Source organism: Pseudoalteromonas sp. 2CM39R (assembly GCF_023161845.1).
In genome coordinates this window covers 110,919-131,398 of the sequence record NZ_JALNTM010000016.1, presented here as the reverse complement: position 1 = coordinate 131,398, position 20,480 = coordinate 110,919, and the positions used below count along the sequence as shown (strand labels likewise).

The 20,480-nt window shown below is 40.9% G+C and carries 24 protein-coding genes and 1 pseudogene; 21 read left to right on the top strand and 4 right to left on the bottom strand.

Features of this window, described 5'->3' with window-relative positions; all coding sequences use genetic code 11:
• Window positions 1-5: 5 nt before the first annotated feature.
• The gene (pspF, locus tag MTF66_RS28440) at window positions 6-1,079 is read right to left on the bottom strand and encodes a phage shock protein operon transcriptional activator (RefSeq protein WP_054562065.1); all 1,074 of its coding nucleotides are present in this window, start codon (window positions 1,077-1,079) and stop codon (window positions 6-8) included.
• Window positions 1,080-1,267: 188 nt separating this feature from the next.
• Between pspF and pspA the strand changes: the two genes are divergently transcribed.
• The 21 genes and pseudogenes from pspA to MTF66_RS28335 all read left to right on the top strand — a co-directional run.
• On the top strand, window positions 1,268-1,930 hold the full coding sequence (gene pspA, locus MTF66_RS28435; protein WP_054562064.1) for a phage shock protein PspA: 663 nt from the start codon (window positions 1,268-1,270) through the stop codon (window positions 1,928-1,930).
• Between the two features lie 57 nt (window positions 1,931-1,987).
• Entirely contained in the window at window positions 1,988-2,221 is a 234-nt protein-coding gene (gene pspB, locus MTF66_RS28430; protein WP_036969793.1) for an envelope stress response membrane protein PspB, read from the top strand.
• A complete protein-coding gene (gene pspC / locus MTF66_RS28425) occupies window positions 2,218-2,619 on the top strand; it encodes an envelope stress response membrane protein PspC (RefSeq protein ID WP_054562063.1) in 402 nt (133 codons plus the stop codon). The genes pspB and pspC overlap by 4 nt, the downstream gene beginning before the upstream one ends.
• A gap of 62 nt (window positions 2,620-2,681) precedes the next feature.
• A complete protein-coding gene (locus MTF66_RS28420) occupies window positions 2,682-4,094 on the top strand; it encodes a YcjX family protein (protein ID WP_248529361.1) in 1,413 nt (470 codons plus the stop codon).
• Window positions 4,091-5,125 carry a TIGR01620 family protein gene (locus tag MTF66_RS28415; RefSeq protein WP_248529360.1) on the top strand — a complete coding sequence of 345 codons (1,035 nt, stop codon included), beginning with the start codon at window positions 4,091-4,093 and terminating at the stop codon, window positions 5,123-5,125. The genes MTF66_RS28420 and MTF66_RS28415 overlap by 4 nt, the downstream gene beginning before the upstream one ends.
• Before the next feature lie 134 nt (window positions 5,126-5,259).
• A complete protein-coding gene (megL, locus tag MTF66_RS28410) occupies window positions 5,260-6,441 on the top strand; it encodes a methionine gamma-lyase (RefSeq protein WP_063529998.1) in 1,182 nt (393 codons plus the stop codon).
• A gap of 226 nt (window positions 6,442-6,667) precedes the next feature.
• Complete coding sequence (phhA, locus tag MTF66_RS28405) at window positions 6,668-7,465, top strand: phenylalanine 4-monooxygenase (protein WP_054553132.1); 798 nt, start codon at window positions 6,668-6,670, stop codon at window positions 7,463-7,465.
• 9 nt (window positions 7,466-7,474) lie between these two features.
• Window positions 7,475-7,819 carry a 4a-hydroxytetrahydrobiopterin dehydratase gene (locus MTF66_RS28400; RefSeq protein ID WP_058586292.1) on the top strand — a complete coding sequence of 115 codons (345 nt, stop codon included), beginning with the start codon at window positions 7,475-7,477 and terminating at the stop codon, window positions 7,817-7,819.
• Between the two features lie 120 nt (window positions 7,820-7,939).
• On the top strand, window positions 7,940-8,509 hold the full coding sequence (locus MTF66_RS28395; RefSeq protein WP_248529359.1) for a hypothetical protein: 570 nt from the start codon (window positions 7,940-7,942) through the stop codon (window positions 8,507-8,509).
• A 125-nt stretch (window positions 8,510-8,634) separates the two neighbouring features.
• A complete protein-coding gene (locus MTF66_RS28390) occupies window positions 8,635-9,033 on the top strand; it encodes a hypothetical protein (RefSeq protein WP_248529358.1) in 399 nt (132 codons plus the stop codon).
• Window positions 9,034-9,093: 60 nt separating this feature from the next.
• The gene (locus MTF66_RS28385) at window positions 9,094-9,435 is read left to right on the top strand and encodes a hypothetical protein (protein ID WP_166341570.1); all 342 of its coding nucleotides are present in this window, start codon (window positions 9,094-9,096) and stop codon (window positions 9,433-9,435) included.
• Between the two features lie 76 nt (window positions 9,436-9,511).
• Complete coding sequence (locus MTF66_RS28380; protein ID WP_248529357.1) at window positions 9,512-9,898, top strand: hypothetical protein; 387 nt, start codon at window positions 9,512-9,514, stop codon at window positions 9,896-9,898.
• Between the two features lie 134 nt (window positions 9,899-10,032).
• Window positions 10,033-10,317 carry a hypothetical protein gene (locus MTF66_RS28375; RefSeq protein WP_248529356.1) on the top strand — a complete coding sequence of 95 codons (285 nt, stop codon included), beginning with the start codon at window positions 10,033-10,035 and terminating at the stop codon, window positions 10,315-10,317.
• A gap of 83 nt (window positions 10,318-10,400) precedes the next feature.
• Entirely contained in the window at window positions 10,401-11,066 is a 666-nt protein-coding gene (locus MTF66_RS28370; RefSeq protein WP_248529355.1) for a hypothetical protein, read from the top strand.
• A gap of 185 nt (window positions 11,067-11,251) precedes the next feature.
• A complete protein-coding gene (locus tag MTF66_RS28365; protein WP_248529354.1) occupies window positions 11,252-11,410 on the top strand; it encodes a hypothetical protein in 159 nt (52 codons plus the stop codon).
• Between the two features lie 495 nt (window positions 11,411-11,905).
• Entirely contained in the window at window positions 11,906-12,139 is a 234-nt protein-coding gene (locus MTF66_RS28360; protein WP_248529353.1) for a hypothetical protein, read from the top strand.
• A 236-nt stretch (window positions 12,140-12,375) separates the two neighbouring features.
• Complete coding sequence (locus MTF66_RS28355) at window positions 12,376-12,525, top strand: hypothetical protein (RefSeq protein ID WP_248529352.1); 150 nt, start codon at window positions 12,376-12,378, stop codon at window positions 12,523-12,525.
• A gap of 100 nt (window positions 12,526-12,625) precedes the next feature.
• Complete coding sequence (locus MTF66_RS28350; protein ID WP_248529351.1) at window positions 12,626-13,099, top strand: hypothetical protein; 474 nt, start codon at window positions 12,626-12,628, stop codon at window positions 13,097-13,099.
• A gap of 263 nt (window positions 13,100-13,362) precedes the next feature.
• Entirely contained in the window at window positions 13,363-13,545 is a 183-nt protein-coding gene (locus MTF66_RS28345) for an HNH endonuclease (protein ID WP_248529350.1), read from the top strand.
• Window positions 13,538-14,257, top strand: coding sequence for a DUF4262 domain-containing protein (locus tag MTF66_RS28340; RefSeq protein ID WP_248529349.1), 720 nt, complete (start codon window positions 13,538-13,540; stop codon window positions 14,255-14,257). Before MTF66_RS28345 ends, MTF66_RS28340 begins: the two co-directional genes overlap by 8 nt.
• Window positions 14,258-14,650: 393 nt before the next feature.
• A pseudogene (locus MTF66_RS28335) lies at window positions 14,651-15,253 on the top strand (RHS repeat-associated core domain-containing protein); the annotation flags it as partial.
• Window positions 15,254-15,667: 414 nt separating this feature from the next.
• Here the strand turns inward: MTF66_RS28335 and MTF66_RS28330 are convergent.
• The 3 genes from MTF66_RS28330 to MTF66_RS28320 all read right to left on the bottom strand — a co-directional run bounded on the left by MTF66_RS28330 (window position 15,668) and on the right by MTF66_RS28320 (window position 20,334).
• The gene (locus tag MTF66_RS28330) at window positions 15,668-16,759 is read right to left on the bottom strand and encodes an efflux RND transporter periplasmic adaptor subunit (protein ID WP_374237597.1); all 1,092 of its coding nucleotides are present in this window, start codon (window positions 16,757-16,759) and stop codon (window positions 15,668-15,670) included.
• A complete protein-coding gene (locus MTF66_RS28325; protein ID WP_248529348.1) occupies window positions 16,756-19,866 on the bottom strand; it encodes an efflux RND transporter permease subunit in 3,111 nt (1,036 codons plus the stop codon). The genes MTF66_RS28330 and MTF66_RS28325 overlap by 4 nt, the downstream gene beginning before the upstream one ends.
• Before the next feature lie 192 nt (window positions 19,867-20,058).
• Entirely contained in the window at window positions 20,059-20,334 is a 276-nt protein-coding gene (locus tag MTF66_RS28320) for a hypothetical protein (RefSeq protein WP_248529347.1), read from the bottom strand.
• Between the last annotated feature and the right edge of the window lie 146 nt (window positions 20,335-20,480).

Genomic DNA, 20,480 nt, shown 5'->3' with positions numbered 1-20,480 from the left:
TCTAACTATTGCTGCTGATCTAATAAATTGTATTTTTTCAAATAGCCACGTAATTGATGATACGTTAATTCTAAGTGTTCTGCAGTTTTCTTTTGGTTAAATTGGCTATGTTCAAGCGCTTTTTTAATGACATCAATTTCAAAGTCGTTAGACAGCTGCTTTAAATTACAAGGAAATTGAATGTCGGGCTTATTGAGTGTCACAACGTCTTGATTTTGTGTCGTGGCGATAGGCGCAGCTTCGACGTTTGCAACAGGGGCACTGCTAACTGCAGCTTTAACGCGCTGTTTAGGTCTAAATTTACTCGCAAATGGGTCTAAAATAATCTGGTGAACGGGAATATGTTCATTACCATGGCGATATAAGCTACGTTCAACCACATTCTTTAATTCACGAATATTACCTGGCCACTCATAAGATTGTAGCGTTTCGATAGCGCTACGCGTAAAGCCACTAAATAGTTCCCACTCAAGGTCGCGGGCCATGTTAATTGCAAATTGTTCTGCCAATAACATGATATCTTCTTGACGTTCACGCAGCGGGGGCAGGGTAATAACATCAAAAGCGAGGCGGTCGAGTAAGTCGCTTCTAAATTCGCCTTGCTCAGCTAGGGTTGGTAAGTCTTCATTGGTCGCACAGACTAAACGGGTATCGACTTTAACGGTTTGCTTACCACCAACACGTTCAAACTCGCCATATTCAATAACGCGTAGTAGTTTTTCTTGTACCATCGCTGAGGTATTGGCTAATTCATCAAGGAATAGTGTACCGCCATTAGCACGTTCAAAGCGGCCTTCGTGGCGTTTGCTAGCACCGGTGAATGCGCCACTTTCATGGCCAAATAATTCACTTTCGAGCAGGTTTTCGTTAAGCGCTGCACAGTTGAGCTTTATATAGTTTTGGTCCCAACGCTTAGATAAGAAGTGCAAACGGGCAGCAATGAGTTCTTTACCCGTACCGCGCTCACCAATAATAAGGACTGGCTTTTCTAAACTGGCTAGTTGCGAAACTTGATCAAGTACACTTAAAAAACTGTCAGATTGGCCGAGTAAATTATCCTGCTGGCGAAATTGGCTCATATTCCCTAACTCTTAGTCATTTTTACTAAGATCTAGTGTATTTCATTATCTATGAGAACTAAAGAAATTTATAAATTTAGTTTAACTGTTTGAATATATTAAGTTATTCTAAGTTTATAAAAGTTGGCAAGCATATTGATACTAGATATACCAACTGATTAAGTTAAAACACCAAAGAGGTAAATGTTATGGGAATTTTTTCACGTTTTGCAGACATCGTTAATTCTAATATCAATGCCATCTTAGATAAAGCAGAAGACCCAGAAAAAATGGTTCGCCTGATCATCCAAGAGATGGAAGATACATTAGTAGAAGTTCGCTCTACATCAGCAAAAACACTTGCTGAGAAAAAAGAGCTAGTACGTCGCGTTGAAACTTTGAAAGTTCAAGTTGCAGACTGGCAAGAAAAAGCTGAACTAGCACTAAATAAAGACCGTGATGATTTAGCACGTGCAGCACTGATTGAAAAGCAAAAGTCAGCAGATGCAGTCGCAGCAGTTGAAACTGAGCTTGAGCATGTAGAGTCTCACATCGAGAAACTACAGCAAGAAGTCAGCACGTTACAAGAGAAGCTTGCTGATGCAAAAGCGCGTCAAAAAGCAATCATCTTACGTCAACGCTCTGCTGAGTCACGTCTTGAAGTTAAAAAAGCACTCGACAGCTCTAAAGTTGAAGACGCTTTAAACCGCTTCGAACGTTACGAAACTAAGATCGATGGTCTAGAATCACAAATAGAGTCTTATGATCTTGGTAAAAAATCATTAGCTGACGAAATTGCTGGTCTTCAGCAAGACGAAAAGATTGATGATGAGCTAGCTGAGCTTAAGAAAAAACTAGCAGATAAAAAATAATAAATGGGGGCATGTCCCCCAATGCTTAAACACATAACGGATTGACAGGAGAGTACCATGTTCGACGCAGAAGTTTTGATGGCACCGATTATTGTTTTTATGGTGGTTGTTGCCCCACTTTGGCTAATTTTACATTACCGTAGTAAAAAACAAGTGAGCCAAGGTTTAAGTGAACACGAGCACCGCCAATTATTAGAGCTTGCACAAAAAGCAGATAAAATGGCAGAGCGTGTTGAAACATTAGAAGCCTTACTTGACCAAGAGGCTCCGCAGTGGAGACGTAAAGTATGAGTACCAAACGCGAATTATTTAGAGACGCAGAGCGTGGCAAAATAGCAGGTGTGTGCGCAGGTATCAGCGATTACTTTAACATGGAGCTTTGGCTGGTACGTATTTTAGTCGTGACAGCAGTGCTATTATCAGGTGGTCCATTTATTGTAGTTGCTTACATTGCTGCTTGGTTTATTTTAGATAAGAAACCAGCAGAAAAAACAGAGAAAAGCACAGACAGCATTCACCAAGACCCGCTTGAAGTAAAATTTAAAGTATGGCAAAAAGGGGAACCACCTCGCCGTGCATTGCAAGACTTAAAAGATCGTCTTGCTCGAGTTGATGGTCGTTTACAAGAGATGGAACGCTATGTCACATCAACAGAATTTACGGTTAGCCGTGAAATCAACAAACTTTAAAGGATATATACGCACCTTGTTTGCATCGTGATACCCAGCGCAAATAAGGTGCTAGACACTTTATGAGCCAATCATTTGCAAAGAACACCTTTAATTCGTTAAAAAATAAAGCGGAAAAAGCCCTTCACCGTAGTTTAGATCAACACGTGAAATTAGCCGTCACAGGGTTAAGTGGCAGCGGCAAAACCGCTTTTATTACCGCCTTGGTTAAACACTTAACCAGTCAAGCTGACGAAAAAAACTTACCTTTTTTTGATGTGATGCGCGAAAAGCGTCATATCGCCACAAAAATAGTGCCGCAGCAAGCACTGACAATACCGACATTTGAATACACAAATGCATTATCAGCGTTATTACCTGTTGAAGGTGAGCCCGCATGGCCTGCCTCTACCGAGCGTATAAATACGCTACGTTTGGCAATTAAGTACCAAAGTAACTCGGGGCTACGCGGTCACTTTGCACCGCAGTCAACGCTCTATTTAGATATTATTGATTACCCTGGTGAATGGCTACTTGATTTACCAATGCTAGAGCAATCATTTGCTGATTGGTGTGAGTCACAATACTCACTCTTGCAGCAAGCAGCACGCAACGAAAAAGCGAAACCATTTTTAACCGCCCTTGCTGAACTTGATTTATCAGCCAGTGTTGATGAGAGCAAACTTGCTGATGTCGCTGCGCTTTATCAGCAGTTATTAGTGGGCCTTAAAAAAGACACCAAACTTGCCATGCTGCAACCTGGTCGCATGCTGATGCCAGGCGAGCTTAAAGGAGCGCCGCTACTGCAGTTTTTCCCGGTTGCGAATGTGCCAGACGACATAACCGAAGGGTCGAATTTAGCGCATCTTAAAAAGCGCTATAAAGCCTATGTAAAAGAGGTTGTAAAACCTTTTTACGAGCAGCATTTTCGTCATTTTGACCGACAAATTGTGCTGGTGGATGTGCTCAGTGCCTTGAATGAAGGCAGCGAAACCTTGCATGAGCAAAGCCGTGTTATTAACCAATTGTTGGCGCACTTTAATTATGGTGAAGCAAGCTTCTTTAAACGTTTGTTTAAACCAAACATCGACAAGCTATTGTTTGCGGCTAATAAGTCAGATCATATTAGTGCGCAATATCATAAAGATTTAGCGCTATTGCTTGATTCAATCGTGCATGACCAAACGAATCATTTAAAGTTCGAAGGCGTGCAAATAGAAACCATGGCAATGTCATCTATCTGCGCAACAGAGCCACGCCAAGTGGCTGAGAAAGGCCAACAGTTAGCTTGTATTTATGGCAAGCCTTTAGGCGAGCAAGAATGGCTAACGTATTTACCGCCGCAGCCACCGTCACGCCTTCTCAATAAACAAGAGTGGCCAAAACAGGGCTTTGAGTTCTTATCGTTTTCGCCACTGCCATGCCCTGATAAACGGTTAAAGCATATTCGTTTAGATCATGTCATGCAGTATCTGATAGGAGATAAACTAACATGAGTGAGCAACCAAAGGAGATGAACTTTCAGGCAGGTCGTCGTATTTCAAGCTCTGCAAGCAACGAAGCTCCTGCAGAGGAGTTAACCGTTGCTAAAGTGATAGAAAACGCCGAATTTATCGACGCTGAAGAAGATCAGCAAGATAGCATTGAGCTTGAGCCCGTGTATAAAAAGTCTAAATGGCAAACCCTAAAAGGGGTGTTTGTTGTTAGCTTTTTAATTTTAGTGCTACTTGAGTTTGCGATGTCATTGTTTGTGACGTTTCAGCAATCAATTATTTTAGGTTCGGTGTATTTAACGGCTGTTCTCAGTGGTGTGCTACTGATTGCCCGTGTTATTTGGCGCGAGTACCGCATGCTAAGAAGTTTGAAGCGCAATCAATTGCATCGTACCGAGGCCGACCGCTTACTTAATAGCGAGCAAGTAGGTGAAGCGTTACCATGGCTAGAAAAGCTTAATAAACATCAAACGCTTACTGGGTTTGAAGAGTTTAAGCAACAAATAGCAAGTCACCATACCGATAAAGAAATCATGACCTTATACGCCGATAGCTTATTGGTAAGCCAAGATCAGCAAGCGAAAAAACTGATTAACCGTTTTGCTACTGAGTCTGGCTTATTGGTTGCGCTAAGCCCGTTGGCTTTAGTCGATATGATGGCGGTGCTATGGCGTGGCACTAAGCTCATTGAGCAAATTGGCCGTATTTACGGTATTGGTTTTGGTTATGCAAGCCGTATTAAATTGTACCGCTTATTAGTGAAACAAGTATTGTTTGTTGGTAGTGCAGAGTTAGTTTCAGATTTAGCAGCAACGGCATTAAGCGCTGAATTACTGGGGAAATTGTCGGGCCGAGCAGCGCAAGGGCTAAGTGCTGGTATTTTTACCGCGCGTATAGGGTATAAAGCGATGGAGCTTAGTCGCCCGTTACCTCGCTTAGAGCATAAGCGCAGCTTGCTAAAAGAAACCGCCAATAGTATTGCCCGTAAAATTGCCTCACGTACGAGCGACAAAGAGACCGAAAATACAAAATGACAACTTTTGTGTACAGTTAATAAAAACGGCTGAGTGATATTTAGCCATCTGAGCATCCGGCATGCTTGTGCATTGTGGGTATCTACGTTTTATTTATGAGTATGAAGTACTGATAATAAAAACGAGAACACACCATGACTAAGCATCACTTACATACACAATGTATTCACGGTCCAGAAAAACCAAATGACCCACATGGCGCACTGAGTGCGCCACTTTACCAAACCTCTACCTTCTCTTTTGCTAATGCAGCCCAAGGTGCAGCCCGATTTGCTGGTGAAGAGCAGGGCTTTATTTATACCCGTTTAGGTAATCCGACAACCCAAGAGCTAGAACAAAAAGTGGCTCAGTTAGAAAACTGTGAAGCTGCGGCTGCTACAGCAACGGGTATGGGTGCGGTGTCTGCGTCTGTGCTTAGCTTTTTACAACAAGGTGACCACCTAGTCGCATCAAGCGCGTTATACGGTTGTACTTTTGCATTTTTTGCTCACATGTTGCCGCGCTTTGGTATCGAAGTTACTTTTGTTGATATGACCAACGAGGCTGAACTTCGCGGCGCGGTTAAAGCCAATTCAAAAATGATTTTTGCTGAAACACCAATTAATCCGACCATGGCGGTGCTTGATCTAAGTTTAATTGCCGATGTTGCTAAGCAGCATCAACTGATAAGCGTTATCGACAATACCTTCTTAACGCCTCTGCTCCAGCAACCTACCTCGTTTGGCATTGATATTGTGGTACATAGCGCAACTAAATACCTAAATGGCCATGGTGATGTGGTGGCAGGACTTGTGTGCGGCACAGAGGAGCATATCAACCTGATAAAAATGACGGTGCTAAAAGATATTGGTGCAACGATTAGCCCTCATGATGCATGGTTAATTAATCGTGGTTTAAAAACCCTTGCTGTACGCATGGAGCGCCACTGTGCAAGTGCCCAAGTAGTTGCTGAATATTTAGAGCAACACCCGTTAGTTAGCCAAGTTTATTACCCTGGGCTTAAATCACACCCGGGTCATCAATTTATTGGCTCACAGATGAAAGCCGCTGGTGGTGTTATTGCCTTTGAAATAAAAGGTAGCCTTGAAGATGGCGAAACATTTATAAATAACACCCAGCTTTGCACGCTTGCTGTGAGTTTAGGGGATGCTGAAACCCTCATTCAACATCCTGCATCGATGACACATTCGCCTTATACACCTGAAGAAAGAGCAGCTGCTGGGATCAGTGATGGCTTAATTCGATTATCAGTTGGTCTTGAGGATGTTAACGATATTATTAACGATCTTAAAACTGCATTTACATTCATTGGTTAGGTTGTAGTTTTAAGTTTACGGTTGCGTTTGCTTTTATCCCTTTAAAAATGCGGTGCGTAAACTTTTGGATCTTTTGGTGTAATTATAGCTTTACGATAGGGCTGTTTCTGCAAACCTTAGAAACAGCCTTAACTATTAAAATTTCGCTTACTTTTACATAGTATCGGCTTAACAAGTTAATGAGATTCTGATCAATGCTGATCAAGATTTAACGAAGAAGGTTATTATGGCTAAAGCAAGTAATTACACCTCCAAGCAACCTGATGAAAATGGGGTTATCCATTGGAGCGAAGAAGAAAATAAAATATGGTCTGAGCTAGTTGCTCGCCAACTCGCTTGCATAGAAGGTAAAGCCTGTGATGAATATTTAGCAGGTCTTAAGAAAATTAATTTACCAACAGATCGTATTCCACAACTTAGTGAACTCAACGAAGTGTTACTCGAAACAACGGGCTGGCAAGTTGCGCCTGTTCCGGCACTGATCGATTTTGATGAGTTCTTTCGATTATTAGCAAACAAGCAGTTCCCAGTAGCGACCTTTATTCGCAGCCGTGAAGAGTTTGACTACTTACAAGAGCCAGATATCTTCCACGAGATTTTTGGCCATTGTGCCATGCTTACCAACCCAGCATTTGCTGAATTCACACACAAATATGGTCAGTTAGGTTATGCCGCTGAAAAGAAAGATCGTGTTTATTTAGCACGCCTTTACTGGTTTACTGTTGAGTTTGGTTTAATGCAAACCGAACAAGGTCTGCGAATTTATGGTGGTGGTATTTTATCAAGCCCAGGCGAAACACAATACGTGTACTCAGATAAGCCAGAAATCAATGCGATGAACGTGCTTGATGTATTACGTACACCTTATCGTATTGATATTATGCAGCCTGTGTACTACACCATTAACTCAATCAATGACTTATTTGATATTTCACAAATGGATATCATGTCGCTGGTGAGTAAAGCAAAAGAATTAGGGCTACATGAGCCAAAGTTTCCTCCTAAAGAAAAATTAGCAAGTTAAGGATTTATAATGTCTTCATTAAGCACACAAAAGTGTGAAGCGTGTCGTGCGGATGCGCCTAAAGTATCTGATGCTGAATTAGCAGAATTGATCAAAATGATCCCTGATTGGGTTCCTGAAGTGCGCGACGGCATTATGCAATTAGAGCGTGTTTACAAGTTTAAAAACTTCAAGCAAGCACTTGATTTTACCAATAAAGTGGGCGCTATGGCTGAAGAAGAAGGTCACCACCCAGGCCTGTTAACTGAGTGGGGCAAAGTAACTGTTACTTGGTGGAGCCACTCTATCAAAGGGTTACACAAAAATGATTTTATCTGTGCTGCTAAAACAGACGATGTATTCGCTGCACTGTAAATTTTAAGTTCTGCCCAGAACGATAAAAGGCGTAACCTCAGGTTGCGCCTTTTTGCTTTTTTAGAGTCCAAGAATTAACATTGAACTCTTATCTTTGCGAGAACACTAGAAAAGTAAATAATGAAAAACAAAGCGCTTATTCTGCCATTCCTACTCATTTTACTGCCCTTAATTGATAGTTTGTTTACCCCGCAAACATTTGGCATTCAATGGCACAGCCCTAAGCTGATGTATCAAATAGGCGTAGCACTGATGATTGTAAAGCTCACTATGGTTGCCATTGGGCTTTGGTTATTACTCAAAGCAAAGCGCCTTTATATGGAAGCCAGTAAATCGACCCGTATTCTTAAATTTTCAGTATTTTTACTCGGCGGCTTACAAGTGGTGATAATGACAGCAATATGCTTTTGGTATTTAGTAGCGGGCACGCAAGCGAAATATTTTATGCTGCAAGACAACATTGCTGTATTTACAGCTGATTATGGCGTATTTGCTCCGGTACATCATGAGTTCTCATTTATATGCTTTGATGCCAATGGTTTTTACCACATGCAACCAATTGCCCAGCTACCTTGGCTCGGAACCTTTACCTTTACTAGCCAAGATTCACGTTTGATCATTCAACATAAAAACCAAAGCGGCGCGAATACTCAAGAAATTTCATTAAAAGGGTATGGCTGTTTGCAATAAAGTTAGGAAGTGTTGGCTTTGTGAAAGGAGGCTGCGATTATAAGTGGATTTCTGAATACATGCTCTGCAGAAGCCACTATCAGTCATTTCTAAATCATAATTGTGACATAGCACATGGAGACAAATTGAATAGTTTAAGGATAGTAAAATACACTTTAGTCATGCTGGTTTTGAATACCGTATTAAGTACTTTTATCACTCTAATAATTGGTAGTGATAATTTAGCTTCACTCTCATTCGGCAAATATTTTACATACCAGTTATTACCATCTTATTTATTGAGCGCAGCTATTTATACCGTTATGGCTAAACGTAATGTTGTAAAAGCTTGGAATTATGCCCTAAGTGTATATTTACTGGGCTTTATAGTGGGAACAGTAATTGTATCGGTACTATTACAAACGTTATTTATCCCACCTTTATGGTCTGTAGAAGTGCCTTTGAGTATAGCCTTTGCGATTGTTGGTACTGCCATCGGAATTAAGGTAGGTACTCTGGATAGCAAGGAAGCCAAAGAGCCCTGAACTTGTTTTTTCTTCTAAAAAGTCAAAAAATTAAGAACTTAATTTAAAGGTGGAATAAAGATGATTAAGAAACTGATAGTTATATTTTTCTTTTTGTTTCTTCCCATAATCGGTATTTTGCTACATGTGTTTACGCAGTTTCTACATCTATCTCAATGGGAGATTATAAACATCATCGTTTCTGTAATTTTTTCAGTGCTTTTTGTTATGAAGCAGTATTTGTTATCGAAAACGTTAGGAGCATTACTGGTTACCTCAATAGTCTCAAAAAATGCATACTTACTACTTGAATCTTCAGATGAAATTACAACAGCTATTATGCAAGTAGGTTTCGTTATAGTTTATCAAGCTGCACTGGGCTTACTCGCTTTGTACTTTCTTCATAAGAAAACTAATTTGTAAAGTTGTCAGGTCTTGCTTTCTGCTTTTATAAGGCAAAAACAAGACTTGGCACTCTTAAAACTTTAGGTTGGGAAATATGAATATTACAAAAGCATCAGAGTTGATAGCCCTTCACAGAGCCATTGTCGAGGCAAAGTTCAAAGAGTCGCACTTTGATTCCGCCATTCCTTATAGTGGGATTATTGCAGATTTATCATCAAGGATTCTTGCTGATATTGTCCATGCTCTGCAAGAAAACGGCGAGCACGATGAAGCGATAGGTTGGTCGTCATTAATTAAATTAAATGAAGATTGGCATGGCTATGAGTGCATAAAGAACTGGATACGAGAAACTAGAAGTTGGATTGATATGGATGAGGAAGATAAATCACAATTCATTAAAGTTTTGTGCTCACCATACCAAGCATCAAAACATCAACTAAACAACTTAATTAAGTTTGGTGATACAAATTGTAAGGTTTAACTTTCTTGTATCCTGTAGCTGGTAAAAATAATGAATTGTTTAATTTTGAAGGCTTAGGTCTTGTGCCTATTGAGTAAAAAGTCATAAGCAAAATCTAACCCAATAGATTGAAAAAAATTAAAGGTTATAGATAAATGTCAGGTACAAAGTTGTATACATTTTTAATGGATTGGAATGGCGGTACTTTCATATCTCAGTCTAGGGGTGACAATATTCAAGAAGCAACGAAGGGTTGGTTAAATCAATTAAGTATTGAAGAAATAAAAACATCTGAAAGAAGTCTTTCTTTGTTTAAGAGTAGCTTACAGGACGATTTGCAGCCAATTGCAATAGAGGGTAATACATCTGCTTGGTGTCTTTCTGATTTCATAAGTGGTGAGTTAGCAATCATTAATATAATCGCCACTCTCGAAAAATAAAATTACTCTACTGGTTAGAGCAAATGGAGGGTGGAGCTACCTTTCTGCTTCTGAAAAGTCTAAAACTAAGAGGCAATAGATTTATGCCAAAGTTAAGTCAAATAGAACTTTACCTTGACGGTAATTATTCGGAAGAAGATAAAAATGTATTTCTTTTTAAGTCTCGTTGCTTGTGTAATTTTTGGGAAAGGGAAATCAGTAAACTCAAGTTTACCTCTAAATACTCACGAATAAATGTTTATGTGACAGATGGCAGTACAGAGATAAGGGTGCAGCCAATGAAAGTTGTGCCTTTCCTCGAAGTTGTAGTTCATTACCCGTTAGAGAAAATAAGCCATTTAAAGGATTCTCAGTTTCAACAGCATTACATAAGGATATTAGAAAAAGCTTTGTCGGCTGCTGTATCTGCAATGCCAATTCCTCTTGAACAAAGCTTGGATATATTGCAACGGTTCGAAGCTAACAATTATGAGAATGAATGGGTTCAATCTGAAAAAGTATCGGCCAAGAAATCAATAGAATCTAAAGTCATTGCTACACTCTCAATGCATGAATTTAAATTAACTCAATTTGTTTATTTGGATTGCAAATTAGCAGATCAACTAATTATTGCTAAGACTCTACCAAGAGAACTCTTGTTTAATAGTTATCTAGGCAAGCTTTCTATATCAAAGGGCAATATTCTTGAATATAAAAAAGGAAAAAGTACATTGTCACAATTTGATCTTACATCAGCTAAATTTATTTAGTTTGTTTAACTAAGCATATATGAAGTGGGCTGCTCTATCTTTTTTACTTTAATAAGTAAAAAAACAAGACCTGATCCTATCAGTGGAATAGATATGTTTTAGATTAGAGTTGAGGGATTTTCTCAAATTCCTAGTGTAGGCAAAGTTTTTCAAATTGCACAAGACTATGAATGCATAGATGAGCTATGGATATACTAAGCTCTGCATTAAGCTCGATTGATGACATAAAATTTGTAATCGAAGGGGTTGGAATAAAGTGGCCTGTTGATGTAACGTCGGATTTAGTCGGTAATTATGCGTCGAAGATAGTTGACTCTAAGTTAAATAAAAAGAAGCAACTCTAAGTTGTCGTATAGGAAATTGATTAATGCTTAAAGAAAAAAATTTTTTTAGACGCCCAGTTAAACATGCATTATGGGCCACGGTACTTATTATGATATTTGTAACTATCAGACTCGCTATAGGGGAAAGGGTCGGTACAAATTTTGAAATAGCCATAAGGTATATTTTTGCTTGGCCTTTTGTTTATGCTTGCGTTTACATCTTACTAATTGTTTACCTGTACTTTAACCCAGATGCAGATAAACCAAGGAATTAATAGGATTTCTTTGAAATACTTCTCAAAGCAAATAGGATCTGATTTGTGCCGTTCTGCCAGCAGGTAGCGGTGCAGCTGGATCAATAGGGTATGCAGTCAATGAATCATCAAATAGCAATACACCATCTATTAGAGATACTTTGGTAATTGGGCTGATGTATATAACTGGACCTGGAAAGCAAGTTGGTAATGCTATTGGCAAAGCCGCTGAAGCGTATGCACAAAAAAAGGAAAAACAATAATGTTCAGTAAACAAGAAAAAGCTAATTTTAGTCGATATTGGAAAGGTGTATTTAAATATATCTTTTTTGTACTTTTCGGGTTTACTGCCTTACGAGTTGCTTTGTTATTCTTATATGACGATGCGGAAAATGTGACGTTATTTTCCATACTCACGGGCACCTTAATTATTGGTGTGGGATCCGTGCTTGTTTCTGTGTTAATTGCACTAATGGCGATTTTTAAAGAGAGGTAGTAGGAGCTATAGGAAAAAGGGAACGGAGTGAATTAATTCCCAAACCCCCTTCCGTATATTTACCAGTCTGGCCAAGTGCTGGGCTTTTCTTTGCCTGAAGCGATCAGTTTCACCAACAGCTCGATCAGCATTTGCCAGCAGAAGTATTCGGTGTGCGCCAGAAGGATGCGCAAATTAAAATGAAGGGGTCAGGTCTTGCTTTTTGCCCTTGGTAAGTCTGAAGTGGCAACTTATCAGTGAAAACGAATGGCTCTGGTTCAATAATAGCAACACATAAATATGGCCCATTTGGAGAGCCAATTAATACCAGCTCATCACGTTTCCGTTATACTGGGCAAATCTTAATCCCAGGTACTAAGCTTTATCACTACAAAGCACGGATTTAACACCCTGAATTGAAGCTGGCTCCTCAGTCGTAACCGGTATAGCTGGAGCAACAATAGCTACATTATTAGAAGAACAAAAGAAAAAGTGATGGCGAATAGCATGTTAAATAGCTTTTATAAAATCTGCGGTTCACTCTTGATTGTGATAAGTCTAAGTGCTCTGTTTTGGGGGGAGCTTCAATCCAAGGCTCCTTCTCAAAATGAACTAATCTTGGTTCATGGAAAAATGGTTAGTTTCCATAACAACGGTTTAAACTTAAAAGTAGTGCTGGAAGGCGATTCCAATAAATACTTGTATCCTCGCTGGAATGGCAAAATGATCGAGTTAAATGATGAGTTGTCTAATCATATAGGTGCGTACATTGAACTAACTGTGGAGTTGGTAAATAAAGAAGCAAGTGTTTTTGCTATTCGTATTGGAAACGATTTTGAACTATCACTGCAAGATATTGAGGAAAATAAAAGCGAATGGATTAACTCGTTGAGATATTTAGTTTTGTTCGTGTTTTCTTTAGGACTGTTTGGTTATTTTTTTGGCGATAAACTAGCAAGACTAGATGATAAACTTTCATAGAAGTAACCCATTTAAATTAAATGGAGCAAAACGTATTGATGTCACTAGAGTCAGTTTTCTTTTTAGCCTTATAAAAACAAATACAACTCGCCCAAAGCCCTGCACGCGTGCGGGGCTTTGTTTAGCGGCCAGTTTCCTAGTGGCCGTTTAGTCCTTCAGTTGTCCAAGAAACGCTTGTTTCACGTTGTGCTTTAAGATCAGGCTCTATTGCACCCGGTGACAGAGATCCTAAAAGAACGTACTCTAGAAGAGAAACCAATGAAATGTTGCAAGATCAAGGTGGCAAATGTGCTGGTTGTGGAGAAACTAAATCTTTAAGTGAAGTCGATGGTCATCATGTACAGCGTCACGCAGATGGTGGCCCAACAACTAAAGAAAATGGTGCTGCACTTTTAAAGACTGCCATAAAGAAGTACATGCGAAAGAGAAGTAGATTAAATGAATGAAAATGATGCATTAAATACGATACGTAATGCTATCAAGAGTCATGGCCACTTTGTGTATACCATAAGTGGGGGAAGTTCACCGCGCTTTTTATATACCATAGGATTGCATGAAAAGCTTGGTGTGGAACTACTTTTTGCCGGGGGAGCATATTTCTCGGCTCAATTAGCCAAAGAGATAGTAGATTGTGCAGCGAAATACTTGATGAACAATCCTAGTGCATCCACATTTAATGTGGAAAACATAAATGGAAACTTTGAGCTGAAAAAAGCAGATGAATCTTGGTCCAACAATTTGCCATTAGGTGCTATCGACTATTATAAAGCAGATAAAATTTGTTTAATGCAGATAACTCCTCCAAAGCAATTAATGACAATAGATGTTCCGAATTGTGATTTATCTATGAACGACATTAATAATAGAGTGTGGTCTTGGTTTAATCGTAGTTACCCAAGCGGGTTACCTAAAAGTTGTTCAGCAGTGACAAATTTAGATGCCCTTAAAGGAGCCGCTGTTACTGAGGTCATGAGGTGGGAAGTTGATCAATGGGAGCTATTTTCAGGGGCAGGCCCAGATGTGAAAAAAGAGGATGCAAGAGTGGTTCCGCTGAGTACACTTGTATTGTATGACCCCACATTAGATCCGGTAATGAAGCTTAAAGAAGGAAAAGGGCTTTGGCGCAACGAGGATATGATGTGGAACAACTGGAATTAATTTAAATAGTAATCAATTCAATCTTTTGAATTCAAAGCCTCGCTAGTAGGGGCTAGGATTCAACTATCGAGATCAAATAAACTTTGCTCTCAATCCAAACCCAGCGGAAGCTGGTTTTGTTTTTTGAGGTCAATGAAAATAGTCACTTGGTGCCAAATTCAATTGGGTGATTTGCTCAAATGAAGGGGTCAGGTCTTGCTTTTTGCCCTTGGTAAGTCTGAAGTGGTAACTTATTAGTGAAACGAATGGTTCAGGTCCAATTGTCGCTACGCATAAATATGGCCCATTTGGTGAGCCGATTAATACCAGCTCATCGCGTTTCCGTTACACAGGGCAAATCTTAATCCCAGGTACTAAGCTTTATTACTACAAAGCACGGATTTTCCTCCAAAGTTAGGTCGCTTCCTGCAAACTGACCCTATTGGATATGACGATGGCATGAATATGTATGCCTATGTGGGGAATGATCCGATCAATATGGTTGATCCTACTGGTGAGTTTGCTCATTTAGCAATAGGCTTTGTAGTAGGTGCGGGTGTTGAACTTGCTTCTCAATACTTTACTGGTAAAGAGATTAGCTTAACCAAAGCCGCAGTTTCAGGGCTAGCGGGGGCTGCAACAGGTGGTTTGAGTTCCTTAGCAAAAACGACAATCTCGACAGGTGGGCAAATTGTTGCGACTACCACTGAAAAGGTCCTTGCTGGTACTATGGCAGTTGGGGGAGGAGCTGTATTAAATACAGGTGCGGGTATGGTAAATGATTCTTTAGATGGTACTTCGTCAGGGCAAATTGTCGATAATGCAGTCGAAAATGCTGTGGAAAGCTTGGCACCACATGTTAAAGCTGTTGGGAAAATAACAGGAGCTGCGGCAAACAAAGCGTTTGGTAAGACAGGGGTCGGAGATACGGCTAAACAACTTGGTACTGAAGCTGCAACGCAAGGTAGTGAAAAGATAATTAGCGAGTCATGTTCGAGTGTTAAAAATGAGTGTTAGAACTAGTTTTAGAATATTTTTTAGATTGACAATTGTTTGCATTGGAATTTTAACAGGGCTTACATTTTTAAAAGTAGCTTTGAATGGAGAAATGTATGAATTAAGTTTTCAACGAATACTTGATGGCTTTATATATGCAATATTACCAGCTTCAATTGTTTTAGCACTTATTCTATTTATCATTGATTACACGGAAAAGAAGCTATAGCTTCTAAACGAGCTTCTATTCTTTAGTCTCGCACTCGCGGGGTTTTTTATTGCCCTAAAAACTAGTAAGTAAAGGGGGTCAGGTCTTGCTTTTTGCTTCCTAGAAAGTCAAAAACAAGCGCAACTCTTAATAATCATTACTACCCTTTATCAGAACTGCCAGCTCTTAAAATATTAAATAACTGGCAGTCATCTCAAGCCTAACAGTTATTGCTTTACCTGAACTTCGACTTCTTGCCCGGTTTGTAGTTGCTCAGCGCCGCGTACTGCCACTTTATCGCCCGCATTTAAGGTGATGTTAGAAGTCGGGGTGACTTCAACAAGCTTGTCTTTACCATTACCGACTTTTACGGGAATTTGCAGGGCTTTGTTGTCGTTGTCGATTTTGACGATATGGGTGCCTTTTTTACGTAAGATCAGCGCATCGCGATTCACCAGTAGCACATCACCTTTGCTTTTTAGTGGCACGGCTACATCAACCAGTTGGCCAATTGCCCATGTTTGCTCGGCATCAGTTGGCAGTAGGGCACGTACTTCTACGGTTTGTGAACGCGGATCGGTTGATGGGATCACCGCTGTTACGGTGGCTGTTGTCATATCAGGAGCTGATAAGTCGCCGGCTTGAATTGGTAACTCTATGCCTTTGTGTAAAAACTTTAAGTATTTAACAGGCACGTACAAACGCACTTCTAAGTTATTAATATCGAGCAGGGTGACCAGTTCATCTGCGCGATTTATTTCGCGACCAGCGCGTTTAAAACGCTCGCTGATCACGCCATCAAATGGGGCGCGAATGGTTGCACGCGAAAGCTGATCGTCTATTACTTTTAATTCAACCTTAGCCAGTGCGATATCAGATAACGCAAGGTCATGCTTATTTTGCATATCATCGACTTGGCTTGCTGCAGCACTGCTGGCTTTGGCGAGTTTTTGTAAACGAGCGAGCTCTTGTTGATATAAGCGTAGGTTTATTTTGGCGCGATTGAGCATTTCTTGCTGGCGTGCTTTTTCAAGTTCAAGCGGTAAGGTGTCCATACGAACTAGGGTGTCGCCACTTTTAACCAGAGTACCTGGCTCAACAACATATAATAAACGCCCGCTAACGCCTGCTGTTAAGGTTACATCATCTTTGCCATACAAAGTGCCACTAACTTCAATTTCGCTTGTCAGCGGAGCTTGTGTGACGGTTTCTACCGTAACAGGTACGACTGCAAAGGCGTTAAATGCGATAAGACTGAATAGCGCACAAAAGCGAGCGGTTAATTTACGAAAAGGTGTGTTCATTGTTTTAATACTCATTGATTCGATACCAAGCTTAAAGGCGTTTTTTCTGGTTGCTGCTTGTTATTAACGGGCGGCAGCTGTCTGCCAAGTTGTAATAAACTTGGCATTAATATCAGGGTGAATAGGGCGCTAATGGCCATGCCGCCGACAATCACAGTGGCAAGGCCACGGTAAATTTCTGATCCTACCCCCGGCATTAGCATCAAAGGCAGCATGCCAAATAAGCTGGTTAAGGTACTTAAGTAAACGGGTCTTGCGCGCAGTAGCACAGCTTGACGAACGGCGTCTTCTCGACTGAGTCCTGCGGCCATTGCGACACGGGTTTGGTCAACCAATAAAATGGCATTATTTACCACCAGACCCAGCAAGATAATAAAGCCAATCATGGTCAGTAAGTCGAGCGATTGGAAGGTAAATAAGTTAAGTACGAATAGGGCCAGTACACCGCCTGCAATTGCCAATGGCATGACCAGTAAAACTAACGTGCTGTCTTTGGCTGACTTAAACAATGCGGTCATTAGCAAGAATAAAATAAACAGAGCCAAGATAAAGTTGATTGTCATTTCTTGCATGGCCGAATTCATCTTTTGTGCGTTACCCGCCAAAATCGCGCCAGAGCTGTCAGGCAAGCTTGCACGAACTTTTGGCATAACTTGCTCTGAGAGAATAGTTTGCGCTTGTTGCAAGCTCATGTCTGCTGGTGGCGTGACAACAATACTCACGGTACGGCGGCCATTAACACGCCTAAGCTGGGTTGGCCCTACGGTGCGCTCAATATTGGCAAGTTCGCCTAAAGTTTGAATACCTGATTGCGGGGTTACAATGGGTAGTGCTTTTAGCTCCTCAGGGGTTTGCCATGGAATACCGCGCAAAATCACGTTCATGCGTTCGTTGCCATCAAAGTATTCATTAACAAATAACCCACCTGTATAGGCTTGCACTGCTTGAGATACATCACGACGAGTCAGCCCTGCTTGGGTTATACGACGGTCATTGGGTGTGAGCCTAAGCTCTGGCTCTGCCATATCGAGTCGAGGTTGTGGCCTTGCAGTGGCATTCGGCATTGCTTCGGTGACAGCTTGCAGCGCCACATTAGCACCGGCTATTAGCTCGTCCATATTCGGGCCCGTTAAATCGATATTGATATTGCGACCATCACCGCCATTAGCAACTTGGATCATCGACCCTCTAAAGAAGAATACTTGGGTGTCGGGCAAATCAATGAAGATCTCTTCTCTGGCTACCTTCATTAGTTCTCCAACACGTTGTGGATCAGCAGAATAAATAAAGCCGCCAGCATTCGAACCAAAAGCATAAAAGTTAAAGTCTTTTATCCCTGGCTCTTTTTCACCTGTGTAATAAGGCATTAAGCGCTTTTTAATACGCATCAGCAGCTCTTCTTCCATAAACTGCACATTGCCGCCAGGCGGGGTATTCAAGTTAAAGAAAAAGCCATCGGTTGGTGCGCGCGGCATAAAATCAGTTTTCGGGAGCATGGTCATTGTCGCGACGAGTGAGCCACCTAATAACGACACTATCCATACTATTTGTTTTACGCGGGTATTGGTTAGCGCCATGATGAAGTTAGTCAGCTTCTGCCAATATTCACGATAAGGATCCGCTTTGAGCTCTTTGTCTGGCCAAAAGTGGTTAGCTAACGGGATTAGTGTAATTGCGCAAATCATAGAGGCAATAACTGCAATGGATAAGGTGAGCGCCAAGTCAGAGAATAACTGCCCTTCAATACCTGCCATAAATAAAATAGGCAAGAAGATAGCAACGCTGGTGGTGGTTGAGGCAAATAAAGCGCCAGTTACTTGGGCTGCGCCTTTTAGCGCGGCTTTTTTAGTATCAAAGCCTTCGCTTCTGAGCCTTGCGATGTTTTCTTGCACTATGATGGCGGCATCAAGTACTAAGCCAACAGCAAAGGCAAGGCCCGCCAATGAAATAACATTTAAGCTACGGTCAAAAATATTCAACGTTAAAAACGCGACTAACAAAGAGACAGGAATCGTCGCTGCAATCACAAACGTGGCCTTTAAGCCTCTAAAGAACAGCCACAAGATTAAACACGACAGCAGAACACCTAGGCCTAAGTTACTTTTAACCAACGACAAAGCATTACGAATATGCACTGAGGCATCAAAACTTAATTCAATCGATAAGCCATTTTCAGCCAGCGGCCCTTCGTTTAGTTCTTTTATGGCAAGGTTAATTTCGTCGAGTAGGGCAACGGTATTGGCTTCGTTAGCGCGCGAAATACGAATGTAATACGCGGGTTTACCATTTCGACCACTCATCCCTAAACGGTCAGAAAAAGTGCGCTCTACACTTGCGATATCGCCAAGGTAAATGGGTCTATCGCCTGAATAACCAACGCGCATTTGTGCCATGCTCGATAAATCATATTGCCCAGTAAAGCGTACGGTATATTGACGGCGGCCAACATTGGCAAGGCCACCAGAGGTATCGCGTGAGCTGGCTAATACGTTACTGATTTGGTCAAGGCTGACGCCAAGTGCGGCGGCTTTGTGAGGGTCAAAGGTAATACGTAATTCTTTTGGTCGTTCACTGGCTAAGTCAACGCGGGCAACACCAGGAATACGTGCCAAACGGGGCTCAACAAATTCATCGATTTGTTTTTGGAACTGCGCCATGTCTAAATCAAGGCTGTCGCTATTAAAATCTTTCGGGGTGACCAGTAACGTTGCTGCGGCTTCCCCATTATTACCGCCAGCAAATACCACAGGATCAAATGCATCTAACGGCAGAGGCGGCGCTTGGTTAAGGCTAGTTAAAACATCAAGCATGGCCTGTTGCATGTTTTGCCCAACAGCAAAAGTCAACGTGATAGAGCCATTGCCACGGTTAATGTAAGTATTAACCTCTAAGGCACCCGGGGTGTTTTTTACTGCGTTCTCGAGCGGCTCAATGATCACCGATTCAATCTCTTCAGGTGCAGCTTGGCGCCAGCCTGAGAAAATAGTGATCTGCGGTTGCTCAATATCTGGTGTGAGCTGAATCGGCAGCTTAAAAATACTCAGCATGCCAAACAACATAATCAACACCAAGATGACAATAACACTCGCAGGGTTTTTCAGCGAACTACGTGTCAGATTCATTGTGTGTGTTCCAAAATCAGTTTGTGTGCATTGTAGTGCGATGTAAAAAAAGTGCCAGTGAGGTAAATGAAATGTGTTTCAGAAGTAACGCTGAATAGCCGTAATTAAGCGATAAAGTGTGTATTTGAAATAAGATGTAACAATTTAGCTGAGGAGCTTTAAGTTTTAAGCATTAAGTAATAGCGCCTGAAACTAGTGAGTCGTATCTTTTCGGCTAAGGGAAGCCACATTTTGCTCAAACACACGTTTTACTTCTGCACTGTAGTGATTGTGGTCGTTAATGGTGATAAATGGGTTCGTAAAACTAACATCACAGAAAACCGTATAACACTGGATTTTAACTGCAACTCGATCTGGGGTTGCAAGGCCATCTAAGGTTGTTTGCAATGCTTCAAAAACATAATCTTTATTAACGTGCGATGTTAAAGCAACTTCAAGTGCTTTAACTTCTATGCGATGTGAATTCATATCAGTTACAAAAAATTCGTATAGGTAACTACGTGATACAAACAGCAAGATTGCCACAAGGTAGAATAACCCTGTGTAATAAAATAACTCCGTGTGGGTAAAACTCCGAAACGACTTAAACATTTTTACTATTATTTTTGTTTGTT